Annotated in this window: 17 protein-coding genes; 3 read left to right on the plus strand and 14 right to left on the minus strand. The window is 67.5% G+C overall.

The genetic code is table 11. The annotated features are described in order from the left end of the window. Positions 1–48 precede the first annotated feature (48 nt). The 14 genes from rodA to GVN21_RS05790 all read right to left on the minus strand — a co-directional run bounded on the left by rodA (position 49) and on the right by GVN21_RS05790 (position 13,983). Complete coding sequence (gene rodA / locus GVN21_RS05725) at positions 49–1,203, minus strand: rod shape-determining protein RodA (protein WP_166573763.1); 1,155 nt, start codon at positions 1,201–1,203, stop codon at positions 49–51. After that, on the minus strand, positions 1,200–3,206 hold the full coding sequence (mrdA, locus tag GVN21_RS05730; protein WP_166573764.1) for a penicillin-binding protein 2: 2,007 nt from the start codon (positions 3,204–3,206) through the stop codon (positions 1,200–1,202). The genes rodA and mrdA overlap by 4 nt, the downstream gene beginning before the upstream one ends. Beyond that, positions 3,203–3,718: a hypothetical protein gene (locus tag GVN21_RS05735; RefSeq protein ID WP_166573765.1), complete on the minus strand. Its 516-nt coding sequence runs from the start codon at positions 3,716–3,718 to the stop codon at positions 3,203–3,205. The genes mrdA and GVN21_RS05735 overlap by 4 nt, the downstream gene beginning before the upstream one ends. Next, positions 3,715–4,845, minus strand: a complete 1,131-nt coding sequence (gene mreC, locus GVN21_RS05740; protein ID WP_166573766.1) for a rod shape-determining protein MreC — start codon at positions 4,843–4,845, stop codon at positions 3,715–3,717. Before mreC ends, GVN21_RS05735 begins: the two co-directional genes overlap by 4 nt. A 43-nt stretch (positions 4,846–4,888) precedes the next feature. After that, positions 4,889–5,932, minus strand: a complete 1,044-nt coding sequence (locus tag GVN21_RS05745; RefSeq protein WP_166573767.1) for a rod shape-determining protein — start codon at positions 5,930–5,932, stop codon at positions 4,889–4,891. Positions 5,933–6,126: 194 nt separating this feature from the next. After that, positions 6,127–6,357: a biotin-dependent carboxyltransferase family protein gene (locus tag GVN21_RS05750; RefSeq protein WP_166573768.1), complete on the minus strand. Its 231-nt coding sequence runs from the start codon at positions 6,355–6,357 to the stop codon at positions 6,127–6,129. A 5-nt stretch (positions 6,358–6,362) separates the two neighbouring features. After that, positions 6,363–7,112, minus strand: a complete 750-nt coding sequence (locus GVN21_RS05755) for a hypothetical protein (protein ID WP_166573769.1) — start codon at positions 7,110–7,112, stop codon at positions 6,363–6,365. Positions 7,113–7,163: 51 nt separating this feature from the next. Further along, positions 7,164–8,042: a DMT family transporter gene (locus GVN21_RS05760; RefSeq protein WP_166573770.1), complete on the minus strand. Its 879-nt coding sequence runs from the start codon at positions 8,040–8,042 to the stop codon at positions 7,164–7,166. 211 nt (positions 8,043–8,253) lie between these two features. Continuing rightward, complete coding sequence (locus GVN21_RS05765; RefSeq protein WP_166573771.1) at positions 8,254–9,816, minus strand: 2-isopropylmalate synthase; 1,563 nt, start codon at positions 9,814–9,816, stop codon at positions 8,254–8,256. 209 nt (positions 9,817–10,025) lie between these two features. Beyond that, positions 10,026–10,643 carry a glutathione S-transferase family protein gene (locus GVN21_RS05770; protein WP_166573772.1) on the minus strand — a complete coding sequence of 206 codons (618 nt, stop codon included), beginning with the start codon at positions 10,641–10,643 and terminating at the stop codon, positions 10,026–10,028. 22 nt (positions 10,644–10,665) lie between these two features. Further along, entirely contained in the window at positions 10,666–12,612 is a 1,947-nt protein-coding gene (locus GVN21_RS05775; protein ID WP_166573773.1) for an alkyl sulfatase dimerization domain-containing protein, read from the minus strand. 71 nt (positions 12,613–12,683) lie between these two features. Next, the gene (locus GVN21_RS05780; protein WP_166573774.1) at positions 12,684–12,974 is read right to left on the minus strand and encodes a type II toxin-antitoxin system RelE/ParE family toxin; all 291 of its coding nucleotides are present in this window, start codon (positions 12,972–12,974) and stop codon (positions 12,684–12,686) included. Further along, entirely contained in the window at positions 12,971–13,231 is a 261-nt protein-coding gene (locus GVN21_RS05785; protein WP_166573775.1) for a hypothetical protein, read from the minus strand. The genes GVN21_RS05780 and GVN21_RS05785 overlap by 4 nt, the downstream gene beginning before the upstream one ends. A 14-nt stretch (positions 13,232–13,245) precedes the next feature. Beyond that, positions 13,246–13,983, minus strand: coding sequence for a TVP38/TMEM64 family protein (locus GVN21_RS05790; protein WP_166573844.1), 738 nt, complete (start codon positions 13,981–13,983; stop codon positions 13,246–13,248). 200 nt (positions 13,984–14,183) lie between these two features. On the opposite strand from GVN21_RS05790, the gene GVN21_RS05795 reads away from it, so the two are divergent. The 3 genes from GVN21_RS05795 (at position 14,184) to GVN21_RS05805 (ending at position 19,506) form a co-directional block, all read left to right on the plus strand. Next, positions 14,184–14,726 (plus strand): NADPH-dependent FMN reductase, encoded by a 543-nt coding sequence (locus GVN21_RS05795; RefSeq protein ID WP_166573776.1) that lies wholly within the window; start codon positions 14,184–14,186, stop codon positions 14,724–14,726. A 128-nt stretch (positions 14,727–14,854) separates the two neighbouring features. Further along, positions 14,855–16,060 carry a pyridoxal phosphate-dependent aminotransferase gene (locus tag GVN21_RS05800; protein ID WP_166573777.1) on the plus strand — a complete coding sequence of 402 codons (1,206 nt, stop codon included), beginning with the start codon at positions 14,855–14,857 and terminating at the stop codon, positions 16,058–16,060. 539 nt (positions 16,061–16,599) lie between these two features. Then, positions 16,600–19,506, plus strand: coding sequence for an FG-GAP repeat protein (locus GVN21_RS05805; protein ID WP_166573778.1), 2,907 nt, complete (start codon positions 16,600–16,602; stop codon positions 19,504–19,506). Positions 19,507–19,618: the final 112 nt, after the last annotated feature.

The raw sequence follows: 19,618 nt of genomic DNA on the forward strand, positions 1-19,618 counted from the left end.
CGATGAGTGGAAACCGGTAATCGGGTCGACCGCGCGACCAGCAAGACCCTAGAGTAGGCTGCCCCGGCCGCTGGTGACTTCGCTGTAACGGTGCACGCGGGTGGAGAGCACCAGTCCGAAGCCAATCATGACGGTCAGCATCACCGTGCCGCCATAGCTGAGCAGCGGCATCGGCACGCCGACCACCGGCGCCATGCCCATCACCATTGCGCCGTTGATCAGCACATAGAGGGCGAAGGTTGCGGTCACTCCCGCCGTGCCCAGCCGCCCGAAGTGGCTGTGACTGGTCGAGGCGATGCGCAGGGCCATGAAGATCACACCGGCGTAGAGCAGCAGCACCGCCCCGGCGCCGACGAAACCGAGCTCCTCGGACAGGGCAGCGAAGATGAAGTCGGTGTGCTTTTCAGGCAGGTAGTTGAGCTGGCTCTGCGACCCCAACCCAAGCCCCTTGCCGAGGAAACCGCCTGACCCCAGCGCGATCTTGGACTGCAGGATGTGGTAGCCGTCGCCCATCTTGTCGGCTTCGGGGTTCAGAAAGGTCAGGATCCGTTTTCGCTGATAGTCGTGCAGCACGAACATGATGAAGGGCGGCAGGGCGATCAGGATGGCCAGCACCCCGGCCCCGATCAGCCGCCAGCTCAATCCCGCCAGCACCATGATGGCCACGCCTGTGGCGCCGATCAGGATGGCGGTGCCCAGGTCGGGCTGGTGGGCGACCAGCAGGGTCGGGGCCCCGATCATCGCCAGGGGGATCAACAGCCACCAACTCTCGCGCGCGCTGTCGGCGCTAAGGCCATGGTAGAACCGCGCCAGGGCCAGCACGATGCCGACCTTCATCACCTCGGAAGGCTGGAAACGCAGCGGCCCGATGTCCAGCCAGCGGGTCGCGCCCTTGGCCGTCGCCCCCATGAACTCGACGAGAACCAGCAGGATCAGGCCGACGGCGTAGATCGGATAAGATGCCTCGAACCACCATCGGATCGGAGTCATCGCCAGGACGATCATGACCACGAAGACCGCCCCGAAGCGTAGCAGGTGCTGAGCCGCCCAGGGGGTCCAGGAGCCGCCCGCCACCGAGAACATGATCAGACCGCCGGCCCCGGCGATGAGGATCAGCATCAGGCAGAAGACCCAGTCGATCTCCAGGAACTTGTTCAGTGGCCGGTCGCGTTCGCCGGGGCGGGAGAGGGCCGAGACGCTCATTCTTCCACCATCGGTCCTGGCGGCGGCGCCTCGCCCGCGGCGGCCGCGGCGGCGTCGCGCAGGTTGTCGCCGTCCTCGAACTCTTCGCCCTCGGACAGGTCGGGCGCCGGCAGCGGCTTTTCGATCCGCGCGCGCAGTTCCGGATCCTTGAGCAGCGCCACCCGCATGATTTCCCGCGCCTTCGGGGCGGCGGCGATCGAGCCGCCTTGGCCATGCTCGACGATCACCGAGATGGCGTAGCGCGGATCGTCGAAAGGGGCGAAGGCGATGAACAGGCCGTGGTCGCGGAAACGCCATGGCTTGCCGGTGTTCTTGCGGTCGATCCCCTTGTAGCCCCGCACCTGGGCGGTGCCGGTCTTGCCGGCCATCAGGATGTCGCCCAGGCCCAGTTGGCTGGCGCGGAAGGCTGTGCCGCCGGCGGCGGCCACGGCGGCCATGCCGGAGCGGACGTAGTCGAGGTTTTCCTTCTTGAACGGCAAATCGGGTACGTCAGACCCTTTGGGCTGTTCGACCCCGCCGATCGAACGGATCAGCCGGGGATTCAGGGCCTTGCGGGCGTTTGCCAGCCGAGCGGTGGCGACGCAGAGCTGCAGGGCGTTGACCAGCAGAGCCCCCTGGCCGATCGCATAGCTGGGGGTCTCGCCGGCGAACCACTTGGTGTTCCGCGGGTTGCGCGTCTTGTAGTACTCGGCCTTCCAGGCGGTGGACGGCACCAGCCCCTTACTCTGACCGCCCTTCAGGCCGATGTCGAAGGTCTGGCCGAAGCCCAGCGCCTTCGCCGCAGCCGCGATCCGGTCCGGACCCAGCCGCAGCGACATCGTATAGAAATAGATGTCGCAACTGTTCTTGATGGCGTCGTGCAGGTTCTGCGACCCATGCGTCTTGTGGCACCGCATGGTCGTGTTGCCGATCCGCCAGGCCCCACCGCAGTGGACCCGCTCCTCCGGGTTGATGCCATACTCCAGGCAGGCCATAGCCGTGACCGGCTTGAACGTCGAGCCGGGCGGATAGACGCCCAGCATGCACTTATCCAACAGCGGCTTGCGCTCGTAGTTGGCTAGCGCCCGGTACTCCGGCCCGGTCAGGCCGCGCACGAACCGGTTGGCATCGAAACTGGGGGCCGAGGCCATGCACAGGATGTCGCCTGTGCGGATGTCCATGACCACCGCGCCGCCACTGTCCTCGCCGAACACCTCCAGCGCCCGCTGCTGGACGTCGGCGTCCAGCGTCAGCTGGATTTCGTCTCCGGGTCGGGCCGGAATGTCGCCGCCGATGTCTTCGGCGACCACCCGTCCGCGGGCGTCGACCTCGACCTTCTTGCCGCCGGCCTCGCCCCGCAGCCTCTCGTCGAAGGCCTTCTCGATCCCCTGCTTCCCGATCCGGAAGCCGGGGTTGTAGAACAACGGTCCTACCGGCTCGCCTTTCTCCTTGATGGCGTCGATGTCGTCGGAATTCACCTTGGCCACATAGCCGACCACATGTGCGAAGGCGCCGCCCCAGGGATAGACCCGCACCTCGGCCATCTCTGCGGTGACCCCGGGCAGCTCGGGCGCGCGGACGTTGACGCGGGAGAACTCCTCCCAGGTCATGTCCTCCATCACCGGCACCGGCGCCTTGGGGGCCGCGCGCTTGATGTCCTTGATCAGGCGCGGAACGCGATCCTCGGGGATCGGCACCAGTTCGCACAGGTTGCGGACCAGGCCGTCAACGTCGGTTTCCTTTTCCCGCGCCACCATCAGGCGGAAGTTCGGACGGTTCGAGGCCAGAACCACCCCGTGGCGGTCCAGCACCCGGCCACGCGGAGGCGGGACCAGGCGGAAATTGAATTGGTTGGAAGCCGCCAGCTTCTCGTAGCGCTGCGCCTCGACCGCCTGAAGGATGGCGAGGCGGCCACCGAGGATGCCCAGGCCGAGGCCGGTGATGCCGCCCAGCAGGAAGGCGCGGCGATTGAACCCGCCCTGGCGCTGGTTGACCTCGCTGAAGAAGATGGACGGTTCGCTCATCGGAATCTCACGTCCGCGTCGTCAAAGCGGTCGATCAGTCGGTGGGCGAACGGGTACAACAGACTTGTGGCCAGAAGTTGCCAGATCACCGCCAGCACGTTGGGCGAATGCTGAAACGCCAGCATGGTGAAGAGATATCCCGCCAGTTGCACCACCGCGCAGACACCCGCGTACCAGGCCCACATCATCATCCGGCTCTGGCCCAGCATCATCGCCCGCATCGACAGGGTCAGGCCATAGCCGACCAGCATCGATAGGCCCCAGAGGCCGAGGGGTCCGCCCCACAGCAGGTCCAGGACGATGCCGATGAGCAGGATGACGATCGGGGACAGGATCGAGGGCCGGATCACCGCCCAGGAGAAGACGCAGATCATCGGAAACACCGGCTCGGGCAGTTGCAGGCCCAGCAGTCGGAACGGTAGACCCAGCAACAGCGTAGCGCCCAGGCAGATCAGCGCCGGCGCCCCCATCCAGCGCCAGGGATCGAGTGGCCGGGCAGCCTGGAAGCTCACGGCGGGCCTCCGGTCGGCGCGGCTTGGGCCGGGGCCTTGGCGGCCGGCGGCGGCGCTGGCTTGGGCTGGACCGGCGCGGCGGCCTTGGGCGCCGGCGGTGTCGCGGCCTTCGCGGGCGGCGTCGCCGTCTTTGGGGCCGGCGTCACCCCGGCGGGCGGGCTCGCGGTCTTCGGAGCCGGGGTGGCGGTTTGCGGCACGGCGATGGTGCGCGACCCCCTGGCGGCGGGATCCTCGGTCTTGACGTCGGGCAGGACGCCGCTGGTCATGTCGGCCCCGCCCTCGATCTGGGAGAAGTCCTCGAACTGGATGATCCGCACCCAGTCCATCGGCGCGGTGTCGCTGTCCAGCGCCACCCGCCAGCGGCCATCCAGCCCCTTCACCGCCCGCCCGACCGGCAGGCCACGCGGGTAAATCCCGCCATCGCCGCTGGTCAGCACCTTGTCGCCCTCTCGCACCGGATCGGCGCCGCGCAGGTTCTCCAGGCGGGGATTGTCCCCGCCGTCACCGGTCAGGATGGCGCGGGCGTTGCTGCGGGCGATCATCACCGGCGTGCGCGAGGAGACGTCCTTGAGCAGCAGGATGCGGCTGGCGTTCGGCGACACCGCCACGACCCGTCCGATCACCCCCCGCTCGCTGATCACCGGAAAGCCGATCTTCACGCCCTTGCCGCTGCCCGCATTGGCCAGTTGGGCGCGGCGGTAGGGTCCGCGACCGTCGAACACCACGCGGGCGGTGACCATCGGCATGGCAGGGTCGGTCGCCACCTTCAGCATGGTGCGGAGCCGGGCGTTCTCGAGCGCCAGCGCCGTGGCGCGGTCCTCGACCCGCCTGGCCTCCATCAGCTCGGTTTTCAGCCGACGGTTCTCGCCGGCGGCGTTCCAGTAGCTGCCGAGCCAATCGAAGGCGCCGCTTAGCCAGCGACCCGGCGTGGAGATCACATCGCCGACCGGCGCGGCGACGGTATCCACCGCCTGCTGGGTCGATTGGTGGACACTGCTTTCCACCGTGCCCCGACGGTCGGACAGGATCAGGGCGACGGCAATGACCACGCACACGATCAGGGCCACCGCCGCCGTCCAGGCCAGTGGGACTTTAAGCTCGCCGAACGAGTCCTGGCGAAACGCCACCCGAGTGCTCCGCTGGGACCCTCAGGGTCCCGATTCGAGAATTCTAGACGAGCGTGCTTTCCAGAACGCCCTTCATCCACTTCGGGTGTTCAAGAACCTTGCCACAGCCCAGCGCCACGCAGGACAGCGGATCGTCGGCCACGGTCACCGGCAGGCCGGTGTGGTCGCGGATCTCGGCGTCCAGCCCGCGCAGCAGGGCGCCGCCGCCGGTCAACATGATGCCCTTGTCGGCGATGTCGCTGGCCAGTTCCGGCGGAGTGGCTTCCAGCGCCACCTTCACCGCTTCGACGATCTGGTTCACCGGCTCGGCCAGGGCGTCGGCCGCCTGCTTCTCGCTAATGCGCACCTCGCGGGGCACGCCCTGCATCAGGTCGCGGCCCTTGACGTCGATCGACAGGCCCTCGCCGTCGGCCGGCGAACGAGCGGTGCCGATTTCCTTCTTGATCCGCTCGGCGGTGGTCTCACCGATCAGCAGGTTATGGTGCCGGCGCATGTAGCTGATGATCGCCTCGTCCATCTTGTCGCCGCCCACGCGGACGCTGCGCGAATAGACGATGCCCGACAGCGACAGCACGGCCACCTCGGTGGTGCCGCCGCCGATGTCGACGACCATCGAGCCGGTCGGCTCGTGGATCGGCAGGCCGGCCCCGATGGCGGCGGCCATCGGCTCGTCGATCAGGCCGACGCGGCGGGCCGAGGCGTTCAGGCAGCTGTCGTTGATCGCCCGGCGCTCGACCGCCGTGGCGCCCGACGGCACACAGACGATCACCTTGGGGTTCACCGGGAAGCCCTTGCGGTTGTGCACCTTGCGGATGAAGTACTTGATCATCTCCTCGGCGACTTCGAAGTCGGCGATGACCCCATCCCGCATCGGGCGGATGGCTTCCATATGGCCGGGCGTGCGGCCCAGCATCTGCTTGGCTTCGATGCCGACGGCGTGGACGCTCTTGCGGCCGCCGATGTTGCGCAGAGCCACCACCGACGGCTCGTTGAGCACGATGCCCTTGCCCTTCATGTAGATCAGGGTGTTGGCGGTGCCGAGGTCGATGGCGATGTCGTTGGATGCGCCGAAGAGAGAGCCGAACATTCAGTGCCTTGCGGTCAGGAGCAAATCGGGACGGGCGAAACATGCCCTGCAAGCCGTTGACCAAGACGAGATCAGCCCCCGGGGCCCCCGAATCTCGCAGGTTGGTCATAGGCGATGCGGAACAGACCGCGTTTGCCCCGCGAACGTGTTGAATTCAAGGTCTAAACGCGTGGTCGGCTGACAGGCTTTCGAGGTTACGGATAGGGCCGGGTTTCCAGCCGCGCCGTTCCCGCGCTGGAGAACAGGCTGTGGGGCCCTTCCGCCACGTGAATCTGCCAGCGCGGATAAGGCTCCAGCCGGAAGGCGGCCGCGCCCTCGGCGCCGCTCCAGGGCTTCCGGCCGGGTCGACAGTCTATCACCATCGCGGCTTTTTCCGGCCGCCCGACGCACCAGAACTCCGCCTCCAGCTGGCCGTCGCGGCGCATCACCATCAGCCAGGCGGCCGACTGCCCTCCCCGCCAGCCGGCCCCTGATAGTCAAAAGACCAGCGCGCTGGGACCAACGGCGAGCGCCCTCCCCGGTCGGGCCACACGGTCCGCTCCAGAACGAAGTCGAGGCCCCGCACATCCTTCACCCAGAGGTCCGAGGCGAACCAGTCCCCGGCCCCGCTCGACCCGCCGCCCAGCCCGCCCTTCTCATGCCCCGCCAGCTGCGCCAGCGCGTCGGCCACAACCGCCGGCGCGCCAGGCCCGACCCCCGGCGGCCGGCTCGGGTCCAGACCGGCCGGCGAGAACACCGTCCGCTCCTCGCTGCGGACAGAGGTCCGCACCGCCCGCACCCCGTCAGCCCCGATCGTGAACTCGAACGTAAACACCGGCGGCCGGATCGCCGCCGCCAGCAGGTCGGACGGCCGTGAGCAGGCGATCTCCAGCCGCTCGGCAGTTCCCCCGCTGCTGCAAATGACGTCCAGCGGATCCTGCGGCTGCTCATCCCAGTGCGGCTTGCGCGGCGGCTCGGCCGGATGGAACCGGAAGGTCTCCGCCCGCCCCGCACCCCAGGTCAGCCGCAAGGCCCCGTCCGCCTCGACCGCGAGCCGTGCCCGACCGCTCGGCGGCCCCAGGTTCTGGGAAACCCGAAGGTCCTGTGGCCCCATCGCCTTCAGCCGCGAGACAAAATCCTCCGGCGCCGCAAACGCGCTGCCGGGCAGCAACAGGGCAAGGACGAGGACCATGGCGCGCATGGCCCAACCTCACCCGCGGAATTCATCCGCGCACCCCTCAAACCGGGGGCTTCAGCCCAGAGCCGCCAGCAGCACACCCAACGCCGTCGCCCCGCCGAACAGCCATTGCCAGCGGCTGACGTGCTCCTTGAAAAGCCGCCGCCCGGCCAGCGCCGCCATCGGCATCTCAACCACCCCCACCGCCCGAACCAGGCCCGCCGGCGCGAGCGCCAGGGCGATGAACCATCCCGCCGAGGCCAGTGCTCCGAACAGCCCGGCCCCCAACGACACCCGCCCCGACCGCAGGACCACCATCAGACTGGGCCGGTTGAACACCGCCATCCAGGCGCCCAGCGATCCTGCCTGGATCGCCTGCACGATGGCCACGGTAACCAGCGCCGCCGGCACGGCATGGCCCGGATCGAGCGCCAGGGCCGCCTGCCGGAACGCGTTGGCCGAGACGGCGAAGCTGGCGCCCGAGAGCGTCCCCAGGCCAGCCGCCGACCAGTCTCTCGGCCCCTCGATCCGCCGCGGCCAGCTGAGCGCCGTCAGCCCCGCCGTGGCCAGCAGGATGCCGATCCAGGCATGGGCCGACAGCCCGTCGCCGAACACCAGCAGCCCGATGATCGCCGCGAAGGGCAGCCCGCTCTGCTGGAAAGCCGTGCCCAGCGCGAAGGACGACCGCTGCATGGCGACCAGCAACGCCGCCGTGGCGCCCATCTGGGCGAACGCGCCCAGCGTCGCCCAGCCGAAGAAGGCCGGGGAGAAGCCGATCGCGTGCGGCAGCATGGACAGCGCCACGGCCACGAACACACAGCTGAACGGCAAGCCGAACAGGAACCGCACCAGCGTCGCGCCCCAAGGCCCAGCCCCAGTCATCAGGCTCCGCTGGGCAGCGTTCCGCGCCACCTGGAAGGCGGCGGCGGCGATTGTGGCGGGGATCCAGAGCATGGGTGCGCTTAGGCTCCTGGCAATCGGAAGGGAAAGGTTGATTCAGCAGGTGAACCCGCCCCTCCCCCATCCGTCATCCTCGGGCTCGTCCCAAGGACCCGTGGTTGGGCCAGGTGCGAACGCCGCCGCAGAGGACGCGGATGATCACCGCGGGTCGTGCGAACGGACGAATGGGTCCTCGGGACAAGCCCGAGGATAACGAGGGTGTGGGTTAAAACCCGCTGGCGATCGCCGTTTCCGGCCGGCTCTTTTCCTTGCGGGAGAAGAGGTTGTTCAGCGCGTTCACATAGGCCTTGGCGCTGGCCGTCAGGGTGTCGGTGTCCGCTGCCTGGCCGGTGGCGATCCGGCCATCCTCCTCGAGCCGCACCGAGACCTGCGCCTGGGCGTCCGTGCCCTCGGTCACCGCATGCACCTGGAACAGCCGCAGCGCCGCGCCGTGCGGCACGATGGCGTGGATGGCGTTGAACACCGCGTCGACCGGGCCGTCGCCCGTGGCCTCGGCCGTGCGCTCTTCGCCGTCGACGTCCAGGGTCAGCTCGGCAGACTGGCCGTCCGTCCCGGCGACCACCCGCAGCTTGGCCACGCGGATCTTCTCAGAACCCCGCGCCAGGGCGTCGTCCACCAGGGCGATGATATCGTCATCGAAGACGTGCTTCTTCTTGTCGGCCAGTTCCTTGAACCGCACGAACGCCTCGTTCAGCGCGTTCTGGCCCAGCTCGTAGCCCAGGGCCTTCAGCTTCTCGCGGAACGCATGACGGCCCGAATGCTTGCCCATCACCAGGTTGGTGGCGCCCTGCCCGACGTCCTCGGGCTTCATGATCTCGTAGGTCTCGGCGTTCTTCAGCATCCCGTCCTGGTGGATGCCGCTCTCGTGGGCGAAGGCGTTCTTGCCGACGATGGCCTTGTTGAACTGCACCGGGAAGCCCGTGATGGCCGAGACGTAGCGGCTGGCGCGGGTGATGTGCGAGGGATCGACGCCGGTATCGAAGCCCAGGTCCTCGCCCCGTACGCGCAGGGCCATGACGATCTCTTCCAGCGCCGCGTTGCCGGCCCGCTCGCCGATGCCGTTGACGGCGCACTCGACCTGCCGCGCCCCGCCCTGGATGGCGGCGATGGAGTTGGCCACCGCCAGGCCCAGGTCGTTGTGGCAGTGGGCGCTGAACACCACCTCATCGGCGCCGGGCACCTTGGCGATCACGTCGCGGAACATCGCCCCGTATTCCTCGGGATACGAATAGCCGACCGTGTCGGGCAGGTTGATGGTCGTCGCCCCCGCCCGGATCGCCGCCTCGACGCAGCGATACAGGAACTCGCGATCAGTGCGGGTGGCGTCTTCGGCCGACCATTCGACGTCGGCGCAATGGTTGCGAGCTCGCGACACAGAAGCGGTCACCGCCTCCAGCACCGCTTCGGGCTCCATCTGCAGCTTCCACTTCATATGGACCGGGCTGGTCGAGATGAAGGTGTGGATGCGGCCCCGCGCCGCCGGCCGGATGGCCTCGGCGCAGCGGTCGATGTCGGCGGCGGCGGCGCGGGCCAGGCCGCAGACCGTGCTCTCGGTGACGATCTTGGCGATGGCGCGGACGGCCTCGAAGTCGCCGTTGGAGGCGATCGGGAAGCCGGCCTCGATGACGTTGACCCCCATCTCCTCGAGGATCTTGGCCAGCTCCAGCTTCTCGTCGAAGCTCATGGAGGCGCCGGGCGATTGCTCGCCATCACGCATGGTGGTGTCGAAAATGACGACGCGGTGCGCGTCAGGTACGGTCACGGACATGGGGTAAAATCTTTCATCGCGGGTCGGTTTGGCGGGTGGAGCTTTTTGCCCCTGGGCGTCCCGCCGCGACGAAGGCGCAGCTAGGCGGACATCCAGGGGCACCTAAGCCCCAGGCGGCCGAGAAGAAGCAGGCTGTCGCGCTGACGATCCATGCCGCCGATGTACCGATTCAACGCGTTTGGCGCAAGAGTTTTGCGTCGCATGCGACTTTAGACCGCCTGCTGAGCAAGAACCTTCCGCACCGCAGGCCGCGCCCGCACCAGTTCGCAGTGATCATGAACCCTGGGGAAGCGGCGGGGGTCGATGTTCACCGTCTCCAGCCAGTCGGCCATGACGAACAGATAGACGTCGCAGAGACTGAAATCGTCGCCCAGCACCCAGGGGCCCTCCAGCATCTCCGCCTCGATGACCGCGAAACAGTCGGCATACCGCTCCGGCGCCACAGCCCGCAGATGCTCGATGCAGGCCGGATCGTCGGCCCAGCGATAGGCCCGCCTCCAGTGGGCGTAGGCGACATGCACTGTCGTGGCCAGATAGGCGTTGAACGCCTGCATCCGCGCAAAGCCGAAGGCGTCGTCCGGCGCCAGCCCCGCTTCCGGAAAGCTCTGGGCGATCCAGCCCAGAATGGCGACGTTCTCGGTGATCACCCCCTCGTCGGTGACCAGGGCCGGCACCCGGCCCTTGGGATTGATGGCCAGGTACTGCGGCTGACGCTGCTCATCCTTCGAAAAATCGACCCGCAAAGCCTGATAGGTCGCGCCCGCCTCCTCCAGCGCGATCCGCGCCACATCGGATGCGGAACCGGGTTGATAGAACAGGGTCAGCATCGCGTGTCCTCCACGCTGTCCCCTACTCCGGCCGCGTCACGATCGGGAAGTCTCCTTTCGGTGCATCGAACCAGCCGACCATCCTGGCCAGCACTCCGATATCCCCCTCCACCTTGGCCTCGCCCGCGGCCACCTTGGCCGCCAGCGGCTGGCCGCTGAACAAGGACTGTAGGAACAGAGCCCGCGGCAGGGTGATGGTGGCGTCTGCCTTGGCCCCCTCCGCCGCCGGCCGGGCGACCAGCACCTGGTTGCGCACCGTCACCAGATACCGCTCCTTCCGCTCAGGGAAGACGAACAGAACCGCCGCCCTGCCCTCACCCACCTTGGCCGGGTTCAGCCGCACCGCCATCAGGTCGAAGAGCATCGGTGTCGGCAGGTTGACGATGAAGTCGGCGCTGCCGCTTACCGGCGAGGCTTCCGGCGTTCCGCTCCGCAGCTCGCTGGCGCCCGACAGATAGATGTTCCGCCACAGCGAACTCTCCGCCTGCCAGCCCATCTGGTCATAGGTCCTGGCCAGCCGCGCCCGCGCGTCGGCGTCGGCCGGATCGGCCAGCACCGCCTTGTTCAGCAGGTTGGACGCCCAGCGATAGTCGCCCTTGTCATAGGCCGCCTGCGCCAGCGCCTTGACCCGGTCCGGCCCGCCCATCGCCTCGACGTAGCGCACCGCCTCCTCGGCCGGCGGCATGGCGGCCAGGCTGACCGGATTGGCGTCGTACCAGCCCATGTAGCGCTGATAGACCGCCCGGCTGTTGAAGCTCATCGTCCCGTAGTAGCCGCGATTGAACCACTGCCGCGCCAGCGCCGGCGGCAGGGTCAGCCGGTCGGCGATCTCGCTTCCGACATAGCCCTGGTTCATCAACCGCACCGATTGGTCGTGCAGGTACTTATAGGCGTCCCGCTGGCCGCTGAGGTGCTCGCTCACCGTCTCGCGGCCGAACCTCGGCCAGCCGTGGCTGGTGAACAGGGTGTCGGTCCGTTCCCCATACAGCTCCGCCGCCTCGGTCAGGGCGTCGGCCCAGGCCTTGGCGTCCCGAACCAGCGCCCCGCGCGGGGTAAGCACGTTGTGGAGGGTCGGGCTGGCGTTCTCCGCCATGCACAGCACCCGCCAGGCCGGGAAGTAGAGGTTCATCTCCGCCGGCGCCTCGGTGTTCGGCGTCATCTGGAATTCGATGGCCACGCCGTCGACCGTCAGGGTCTCGCCGGTCCGGGTGACGGTCTCGGTGGGCGGAACCAGCGAGGTCGTCCCCCGGGAGACCGCCTGCCCGATGCCGACGCTCATCTGCCCCTCGGGACCGGGCGTCAGCGGATAGCCGAATTGATAGGTCGCCCGCCGCCCCATGGCCGGCCCGGCGATGACGTTCTCCGATACCGCCTCCTCCAGAAAGCCGTGCGGCGCGATGATCCGCACCTGTCCCACTGCCAGCCGCGCCGGGTCGATCACGCCGCGCGCGCCGCCGAAGTGGTCGATGTGGCTGTGGGTGTAGATCACAGCAACCACGGGACGGGCGCCAAGCGTCTCGTTGGCCAGATCCAGCGCCGCCTTTGCGGTCTCGACGCTGGTCAGCGGGTCGATGACGATCCAGCCGGTGTCGCCGGCCACCAGGGTCATGTTGGCCGCATCGAAACCGCGCACCTGCCAGACCCGATCGGAAACCTTGAACAGCCCGTGGATAGCCAGCAGCTGCGACTGTCGCCACAGGCTGGGGTTCACCGTCTCCGGCGCCTCCCCCTTGAGGAAGTCGTAGGCCGACAGATCCCAGGCGACGCCCCCGTCGGCCCGACGGATGACCGGGTCCTTGCGGGTGGCGACAAACCCTCGCCGCGCGAAGTCGAAGTCCTGTCGATCGGCGAACGGCAGCTCCGCGCGAACCTTCGCCTGCGCCGCCCGCGTGGCCGCAGACGCCGGCTCACCCGCCTGAACCGGGGTCGCCAGAGCTAGGGCCACGATCACCGCCACCAATCCACGCATGCGCCGCTCCCATATTGGTTGGTGGGAGCTTGTCGGTGATCGACCTATAGGATTGTAACCTGGGTGGCTTTCTAGACTTCAGGTTCCGGCGGCCACTGCTGTGCGCCATAAAGCACCCTAAGAATGTTCAGGTCGCCGGCATGGAGTCGGTAGACGATCAGATAGGGGGTTCCCGGAATGACTCGCTCTCGTGTGCCTTCCACTCTTCCAACCCTGCCCATCAACGACTCGTCCGAAAGGCGATCGGCACGGGCGTAGATTGCTCGCACCATCTTGGCGGCTGCGCCGAGATTGCGATCAGCGAGATAATCGCCGATCTTCAGTACGTCGCGTCGCGCGGCGCTGGACCAGATTGTCCTCATCCGGCCGGCGGAGCGCCTTTGTCCCGCAGAAGCGTCTCGAGCGACTCGACAACTTCATCATGGGTGAAGGTCCGCCCCGCCTCGATATCATCAATGCCTTCCTGCACCGCAGCGACCCAGGCATCCGGGCCTCGAAAGGCGCCCAAATCCGCAGACTCGACCAGCAGTTCCGACAGAGTAATTTGCCGCCGTTCGGCCTCCGCATCCAGCCGGGCCTTCTGTTCTTCGGTCAGTTCAATGGTGACTTGGACGGTCATGCCGCGAGGCTAACTCAAGACGCCTTGTCTTCCAACTCGGCCGCCCCTTCCGCCGCCTCATGCGCCTTCAGCCAGCGGCGGGCGTACCAGCCCACCCCGATCCAGACCGCAGCGACCGCCGCCATGGTCAGGTAGTGGAACCAGCTGCCCTGGCCCTTGAGGCTCTGGACGATCGAGTTGCCGGCGAAGGCCGTCAGCGCGATCTTCGGGATGATCCCCAGCGCCGTGCCGGCCGTGAAGTGGCGCATCCGCATCGGGGTGACGCCGGCGGCCATGTTCACCACGATAAAGGGCGCGGACGGGACCAGCCGCACGATCAGGCTGGCCAGGAAGCCGTTCTGCCCGATCAGCTTCATGAATCGGTTCACGCCATTGCCGCTGAGGTCGCGCAGCAGCCGGGCCCCGAACATCCGCCCCATCCAGAAGCCGACCTGCGCGGAAACCAGGGTGCCGACCCAGCTGTAGAACATCCCAAGCCAGGGGCCGAAGGCCACCACGGCCGCGGCGATCAGCACGATCTGCGGCACCCCCAGGAAGGCCAGCACCGCGAAGGCGCCCACCGCCACCGGCAGGCCCCAGAAGCCGTGCACCGAGCCCAGCCAGCCCTCGACCGTGGCCTCGCCGTCCAGCCCCATCAGCGGCGCGCCGAACAGGAACACCACGCCCACCCCGCCGAACAGCAGGAAGCTGACCGCCACCGCCCGCCAGGCTTTGGCGTCCATGTTCAGGACGAAGTTGATGAAGGCCTTCATACGGGCGAAGGCCTCGCCGATTGCGGCGAACGGGTCAAGGCCGGCCGACGGCGCGGCGCGACGGGCCGGGGACTGAATGTGGTTGGCGTAGGTCATCACTCCTCCGGCTCAGAGCCCAAAGAATGAGTCCGTCCGCTGACGGTTCCTGCCTCGCCGGTTTGTGAGTGCGTCCCTGTGGCCGCGCCGCTACGCTCCCGGTCATGCGAATCCTCGGCGTCTCCGGCAGCCTGCGGGCGGCCTCCTTCAACTCCGCCCTGCTGCGCGCGGCGGCCGACCTTGCGCCGGACGGCGTCACCATCGAGCTGTTCGGCCTGCACGACCTGCCGCTGTTCAACGCCGACGTGGAGGCGCAGGGGGATCCGCCCGCCGTCACCGCCTGGAAGGACGCCATCCGCGCTTCCGACGGCATCCTGTTCGCCTGTCCTGAGTACAACGCCGGCATCACCGGCGTGCTGAAGAACGCCATCGATTGGGCCAGCCGCGGCGATCCCGCCCCGCTGACCGGCCAGGTCGCCTGCATCGTCGGCGCCAGCCCCGGCATGACCGGCAGCGCCCGCGCCCAGGACCAGCTGCGCCTGATCCTCCGCCGCACCCTGACCCACGTCGCCCCGATCGGCGAAATCCTGGTCTTCCAGGCCCACACCAAGATCGAGGACGGCCAGCTCAAAGACGAGCGCACCACCACCCTGCTCGGCGCCCATTTCCAGCGCTTCATCGACGAGGTCCGCCAAAGGCGCGGATAGGGGCCGGGCATAGATTTACGCTTCGACCCTGCAAAGAAATTGCACGGCTCCCTGTGTTGCGACGCAACACCCCCCCGCGTAAGACGGCGCCAATCCTGAAAACACGCCACCCAGGGGAGTCTCTGTCCATGTCGTCGCTGCAATCCGCCGCGCTTGCCCGCGTCAAGCCGTCCGCCACCATGGCGGTGACGGCCAAGGCCCGTGAGCTGGTCCGCGAGGGTCGCGACGTGATCGGCCTGGGCGCCGGCGAGCCGGACTTCGACACCCCGGACAATATCAAGGAAGCGGCCATCAAGGCCATCCGCGACGGCAAGACCAAGTACACCGACGTCGACGGCATCCCCGAGCTGAAGGAGGCCATCTGCGCCAAGTTCCAGCGCGAGAACGGCCTCACCTACAAGCCCAGCCTGATCAACGTCTCCCCGGGCGGCAAGCCGGTGATCTACAACGCCTTGGTCGCCACACTGAACCCGGGCGACGAGGTGCTGATCCCCACCCCCTACTGGGTCAGCTACCCCGACATGGCCTACCTGGCCGGCGGCGAGCCCCGCTTCGTCCACACCACCGCCGAGACCGGCTTCAAGGTCCAGCCCGCCGACCTGGAAGCGGCCATCACCCCCCGCACCAAGTGGCTGCTGCTCAACAGCCCGTCCAACCCGTCGGGCGCCGCCTACACCCGCGCCGAGCTGAAGGCCCTGGCCGACGTCCTGCTGCGACATCCTCAGGTCTGGATCCTGACCGACGACATGTACGAACACCTGGTGTTCGACGACTTCGAATTCACCACCATCGCCCAGGTGGAGCCGGCCCTTTACGACCGCACCCTGACCATGAACGGGGTGTCCAAGGCCTACAGCATGACCGGCTGGCGCATCGGCTACGCCGGCGGCCCGGAAGCGCTGATCAAGCTGATGGCCAAGGTGATGAGCCAGTCGACCTCCAACCCCGCCTCCATCTCGCAATGGGCGGCGGTCGAGGCCCTGAACGGAACCCAGGCCTTCATCAAGCCGAACCAGAAGCTGTTCCAGGAGCGCCGCGACCTGGTGGTCTCGATGCTGAACCAGGCCAACGGCATGCACTGCCCGACGCCCGAGGGCGCCTTCTACGTCTATCCGTCCGTGGAAGGCCTGATCGGCAAGACCGCCCCGACAGGCAAGATCATCACCTCGGATGAATCGTTCGCCACCGAACTGCTGGAATCCGAAGGGGTGGCGGTTGTCCATGGCGAGGCCTTCGGCCTCTCGCCCCACTTCCGCATCAGCTATGCGACCTCGAATGCGGTTCTGGAGGAGGCCTGCAGCCGTATTCAACGGTTCTGCGGGGCCGTGCGGTAGAAACGGGCGCGGGTGAAGGCCTGGATGTTCGGCGGTGACGGGGCCTTCCAGGACCCGTTGGGTCCCCGCCGCAACGGCATCTGACGAACGTTGAAATCCCATTGATCAAAACTGGCGACGTCAACGAGACCTTGAGCCTCGTCGGCGCCATCAACGGAACTGCGGGCCCGATAACCGTGAGCTTCGCCGGAGGGATTGCCACCGTCCTGCCGACTATCGCCTGCGAATCAACGGCGACGTGCGGGCAGACACCGCCGGCTGGGCGCTGTGACATCCGGCTACGGCCGCCGAGGCTAGAGCCGTCGGCGGTCATGCAGGCGACAGCTCCGGCTCGCCGATACCCGGCGTCTTGCCCAAAACCCCCGTTTTACGGTCCGTTAGCGGGCATCGCAGTAGGGTGACAGTCGCTCCTGGATCGGGGGGCGCCGGGGTTCCGCGACAAATCATCGTCGTAAACGCTTCTACAACGAACTGACGGCTAGGTTTCACTTCACGTTACGGTTGGGTAACCAACTTACATCAATCAAAGAAGGTGAGACATGGCGGATTTCACGGCAGTCGTTGCGCTGACCTCTCTTGACGGCACGACCGGGTCCCAAATCACCGGCGAGGCCGCGTCCCACTACACGGGCCAGTCGATAGCCAATGTCGGCGACATCAACGGCGACGGCATCGACGATTTCGCCATCGGCGCCAATGGAGTCGGCGGCGCCAGCCAGGGCGCGGTCTACATCGTGTTCGGCACCGCTTCGGGCTTCGGCGCCAACTTCAGCCTGACCAGCCTCAACGGAACCAACGGTTTCCAGATCAACGGCGGCGAGTACGCCCAGGACCTTGTCGGCATGTCGGTCGCCGGCGCGGGCGACGTCAACAATGACGGCATCGACGACCTGCTTTTCGGCGCCTGGGGCGCCGACCCGGACGGCGGCGGCTCCGGCGCGGCCTACGTCCTGTACGGCAAGAACACGGCCGTTGACGGCAATTTCGCCAGCGACATCGCCACCTCCAGTCTGACCGGAACGACCGGCTTCCAGATCAGCGGCACCAACGGCGGTGACGGCCTCGGCTTTTCGGTCGCCATGGGCGATTTCAACGGCGACGGCATCGAAGACATGCTGGTCGGCGCCAATCAGGCCGACAGCTACCGCGGCGCTGGCTATGTGATCTTCGGCAAGGACACCGCCGTCAACGGCGCCTTTGCTGGTAACATCGACGTAGCGACCCTGAATGGCTCCAACGGCTTCAAGATGCCGGCCATCAACGTCTACGATTATGCCGGAACCTCGGTGGCGAACGCCGGGGACGTGAACGGCGACGGCATCGACGACATCATGGTCACCGCCATCGGCGCTGACCCCAACGGCTCGAACTCCGGCGCCGCCTACATCGTCTTCGGCAAGACCACCGGCTTCACCGCCTCGGTCAGCCTCAGCGCCCTGAACGGCGCCGACGGCTTCCGCATCTCCGGCCTCGCGGCGGGCGACCAGACCGGCATCAGCTCCGCGGGCATCGGCGACGTCAATGAAGACGGCATCGACGATATCCTCATCGGCGCCAACGGCCTGACCAACAATGGCGGCGCCTTTGTCATCTTCGGCCGAAACGCCGCCCTGAACGGCAACTTCAGCAGCAACGTCAACGTCTCGACCCTCAACGGAACCAACGGCTACCGGATCGACGGCGAGGCCTTGGGCGACAACCTGGGCATCCGCGTCGCGGGCACGGGCGACGTCAACGGGGACGGCGTCAACGACTTCATGATCGGCTCCACCGGCAAGGACGACGGCGGCATCAACGCCGGCGCGGCCTATGTCATCTTCGGCGGCAGCACCGTGGGCAGCACGGGTACGGTCACCCTTTCCGCGCTGACTGGAACCAACGGCTTCCAGATCAACGGCGAGGCCGCCGGCGACAACTTGAGCCGCGTCGGCGGCTGGGGTGATTTCAATGACGACGGGACGATGGACATCCTCGTCAGCACATCGTTCCACGACGCGGGCGGCAACAACAGCGGCGCGGCCTGGATCCTCTACGGCCTGCCGGGCGATACACTGGTCGGAACCACGGGCGATGACGACCTGACGGGCACCGGCATTGACGATACGGGCGACGGCGGGGATGGCTCGGACATCCTTCGCGGTGAAGGCGGCGAAGACACCCTCTCCGGCGGCGCGGCCAAGGACTACCTTTACGGCGGCGCGGACAACGACGCGCTGGATGGCGGCGCGGGCGGCGACCTGATGGATGGCGGGACCGGCGCCGACAGCATGGCCGGTGGGATCGGCGACGATACCTACATCGTCGATGACATCGGCGACCTCGTCACCGAGGCCGGCGGCGCGGGCACGGACCGGATCCGGACCAGCATCACCCTGACCCTGGCCGCCAACGTCGAAAACCTGGAGCTGACCGGCTCCGGCGACATCGGCGGCACAGGCAACAGCCTGGCCAACCAGATCACCGGCAACAGCGGCGCCAACGTCATCGACGGGGGCGATGGAAATGACGTCATCCGGGGCAACGGCGGCTCGGACGATCTGAGCGGCAATACCGGTGTGGACCAGCTGCTCGGCGGCGACGGGGACGACACCATCTACGGCGGGGACGCCAACGACATCCTGCAAGGCAACGCCGACAGCGACACCCTGTACGGTGGGGCCGGCGTCGACAGCGTCGACGGCGGGACCGAGAACGACTTCCTCTACGGCGAGGCCGGTAACGACAAGCTGCTGGGCGGGGATGGCGATGACCAGCTCTTCGGCGGGGCCGACAACGATCAGCTCACCGGCGGCGCCGGGGCCGACACCCTCACCGGCGGAACCGGCGACGACACCTACATCGTCGATGATTTCACCGACACTCTGGTCGAGGCTTCCGGCGAAGGCAGCGATATCGTTCGGTCTACCGTCACCTGGACGCTGGGCGACAACTTCGAACGGTTGATCCTCGACGGCTCCGACATCATCGACGGAACCGGCAACGCCCTGGCCAACCAGATCACCGGCAACGGCGCGCGCAACCGCCTTGACGGCGGGGCCGGCGCGGACATCCTGAACGGCGGCCTGGGCAACGACACCCTGATCGGCGGGCTGGGCAACGACACCCTGATCGGCGGCGGCGGGTCGGACGTCTTCGAAATCTATCAGGAGTCGGTCTTCACCAGCAGCAATCCTGGTGGCCGATCGATCGAGACCGACAGTATCAGCGACTATGTCGTCGGCCAGGACTCGATCGACTTCTCGGACATCGACGCCAGAACCAACGCCGGCGGCAACAACAGCTTCAGCATCGTCGGCGCCTTCAACGGAACGTCCGGCCAGATGACCCTCACCTTCGCCGGTGGGATCACCACGGTCCTGCTGGATGTCGATGGCGACCGCACGGCCGACTACCGCCTGCGCATCAACGGCGACGTGACCGGCGATACCGCCAGCTGGTTGCTCTGAGGCCCTGGACCCGCCGCCGGGGCTCCTGAGCCGCGGCGGCGATCCACCTTAAAAAGTGCAATGTGCCGTCCCCATTCTGGGGGGCAGTATCCGCCCCGGATTAAGGGAGGGC

Source organism: Caulobacter sp. SLTY, from assembly GCF_009905535.1.
Lineage (GTDB): Bacteria > Pseudomonadota > Alphaproteobacteria > Caulobacterales > Caulobacteraceae > Caulobacter.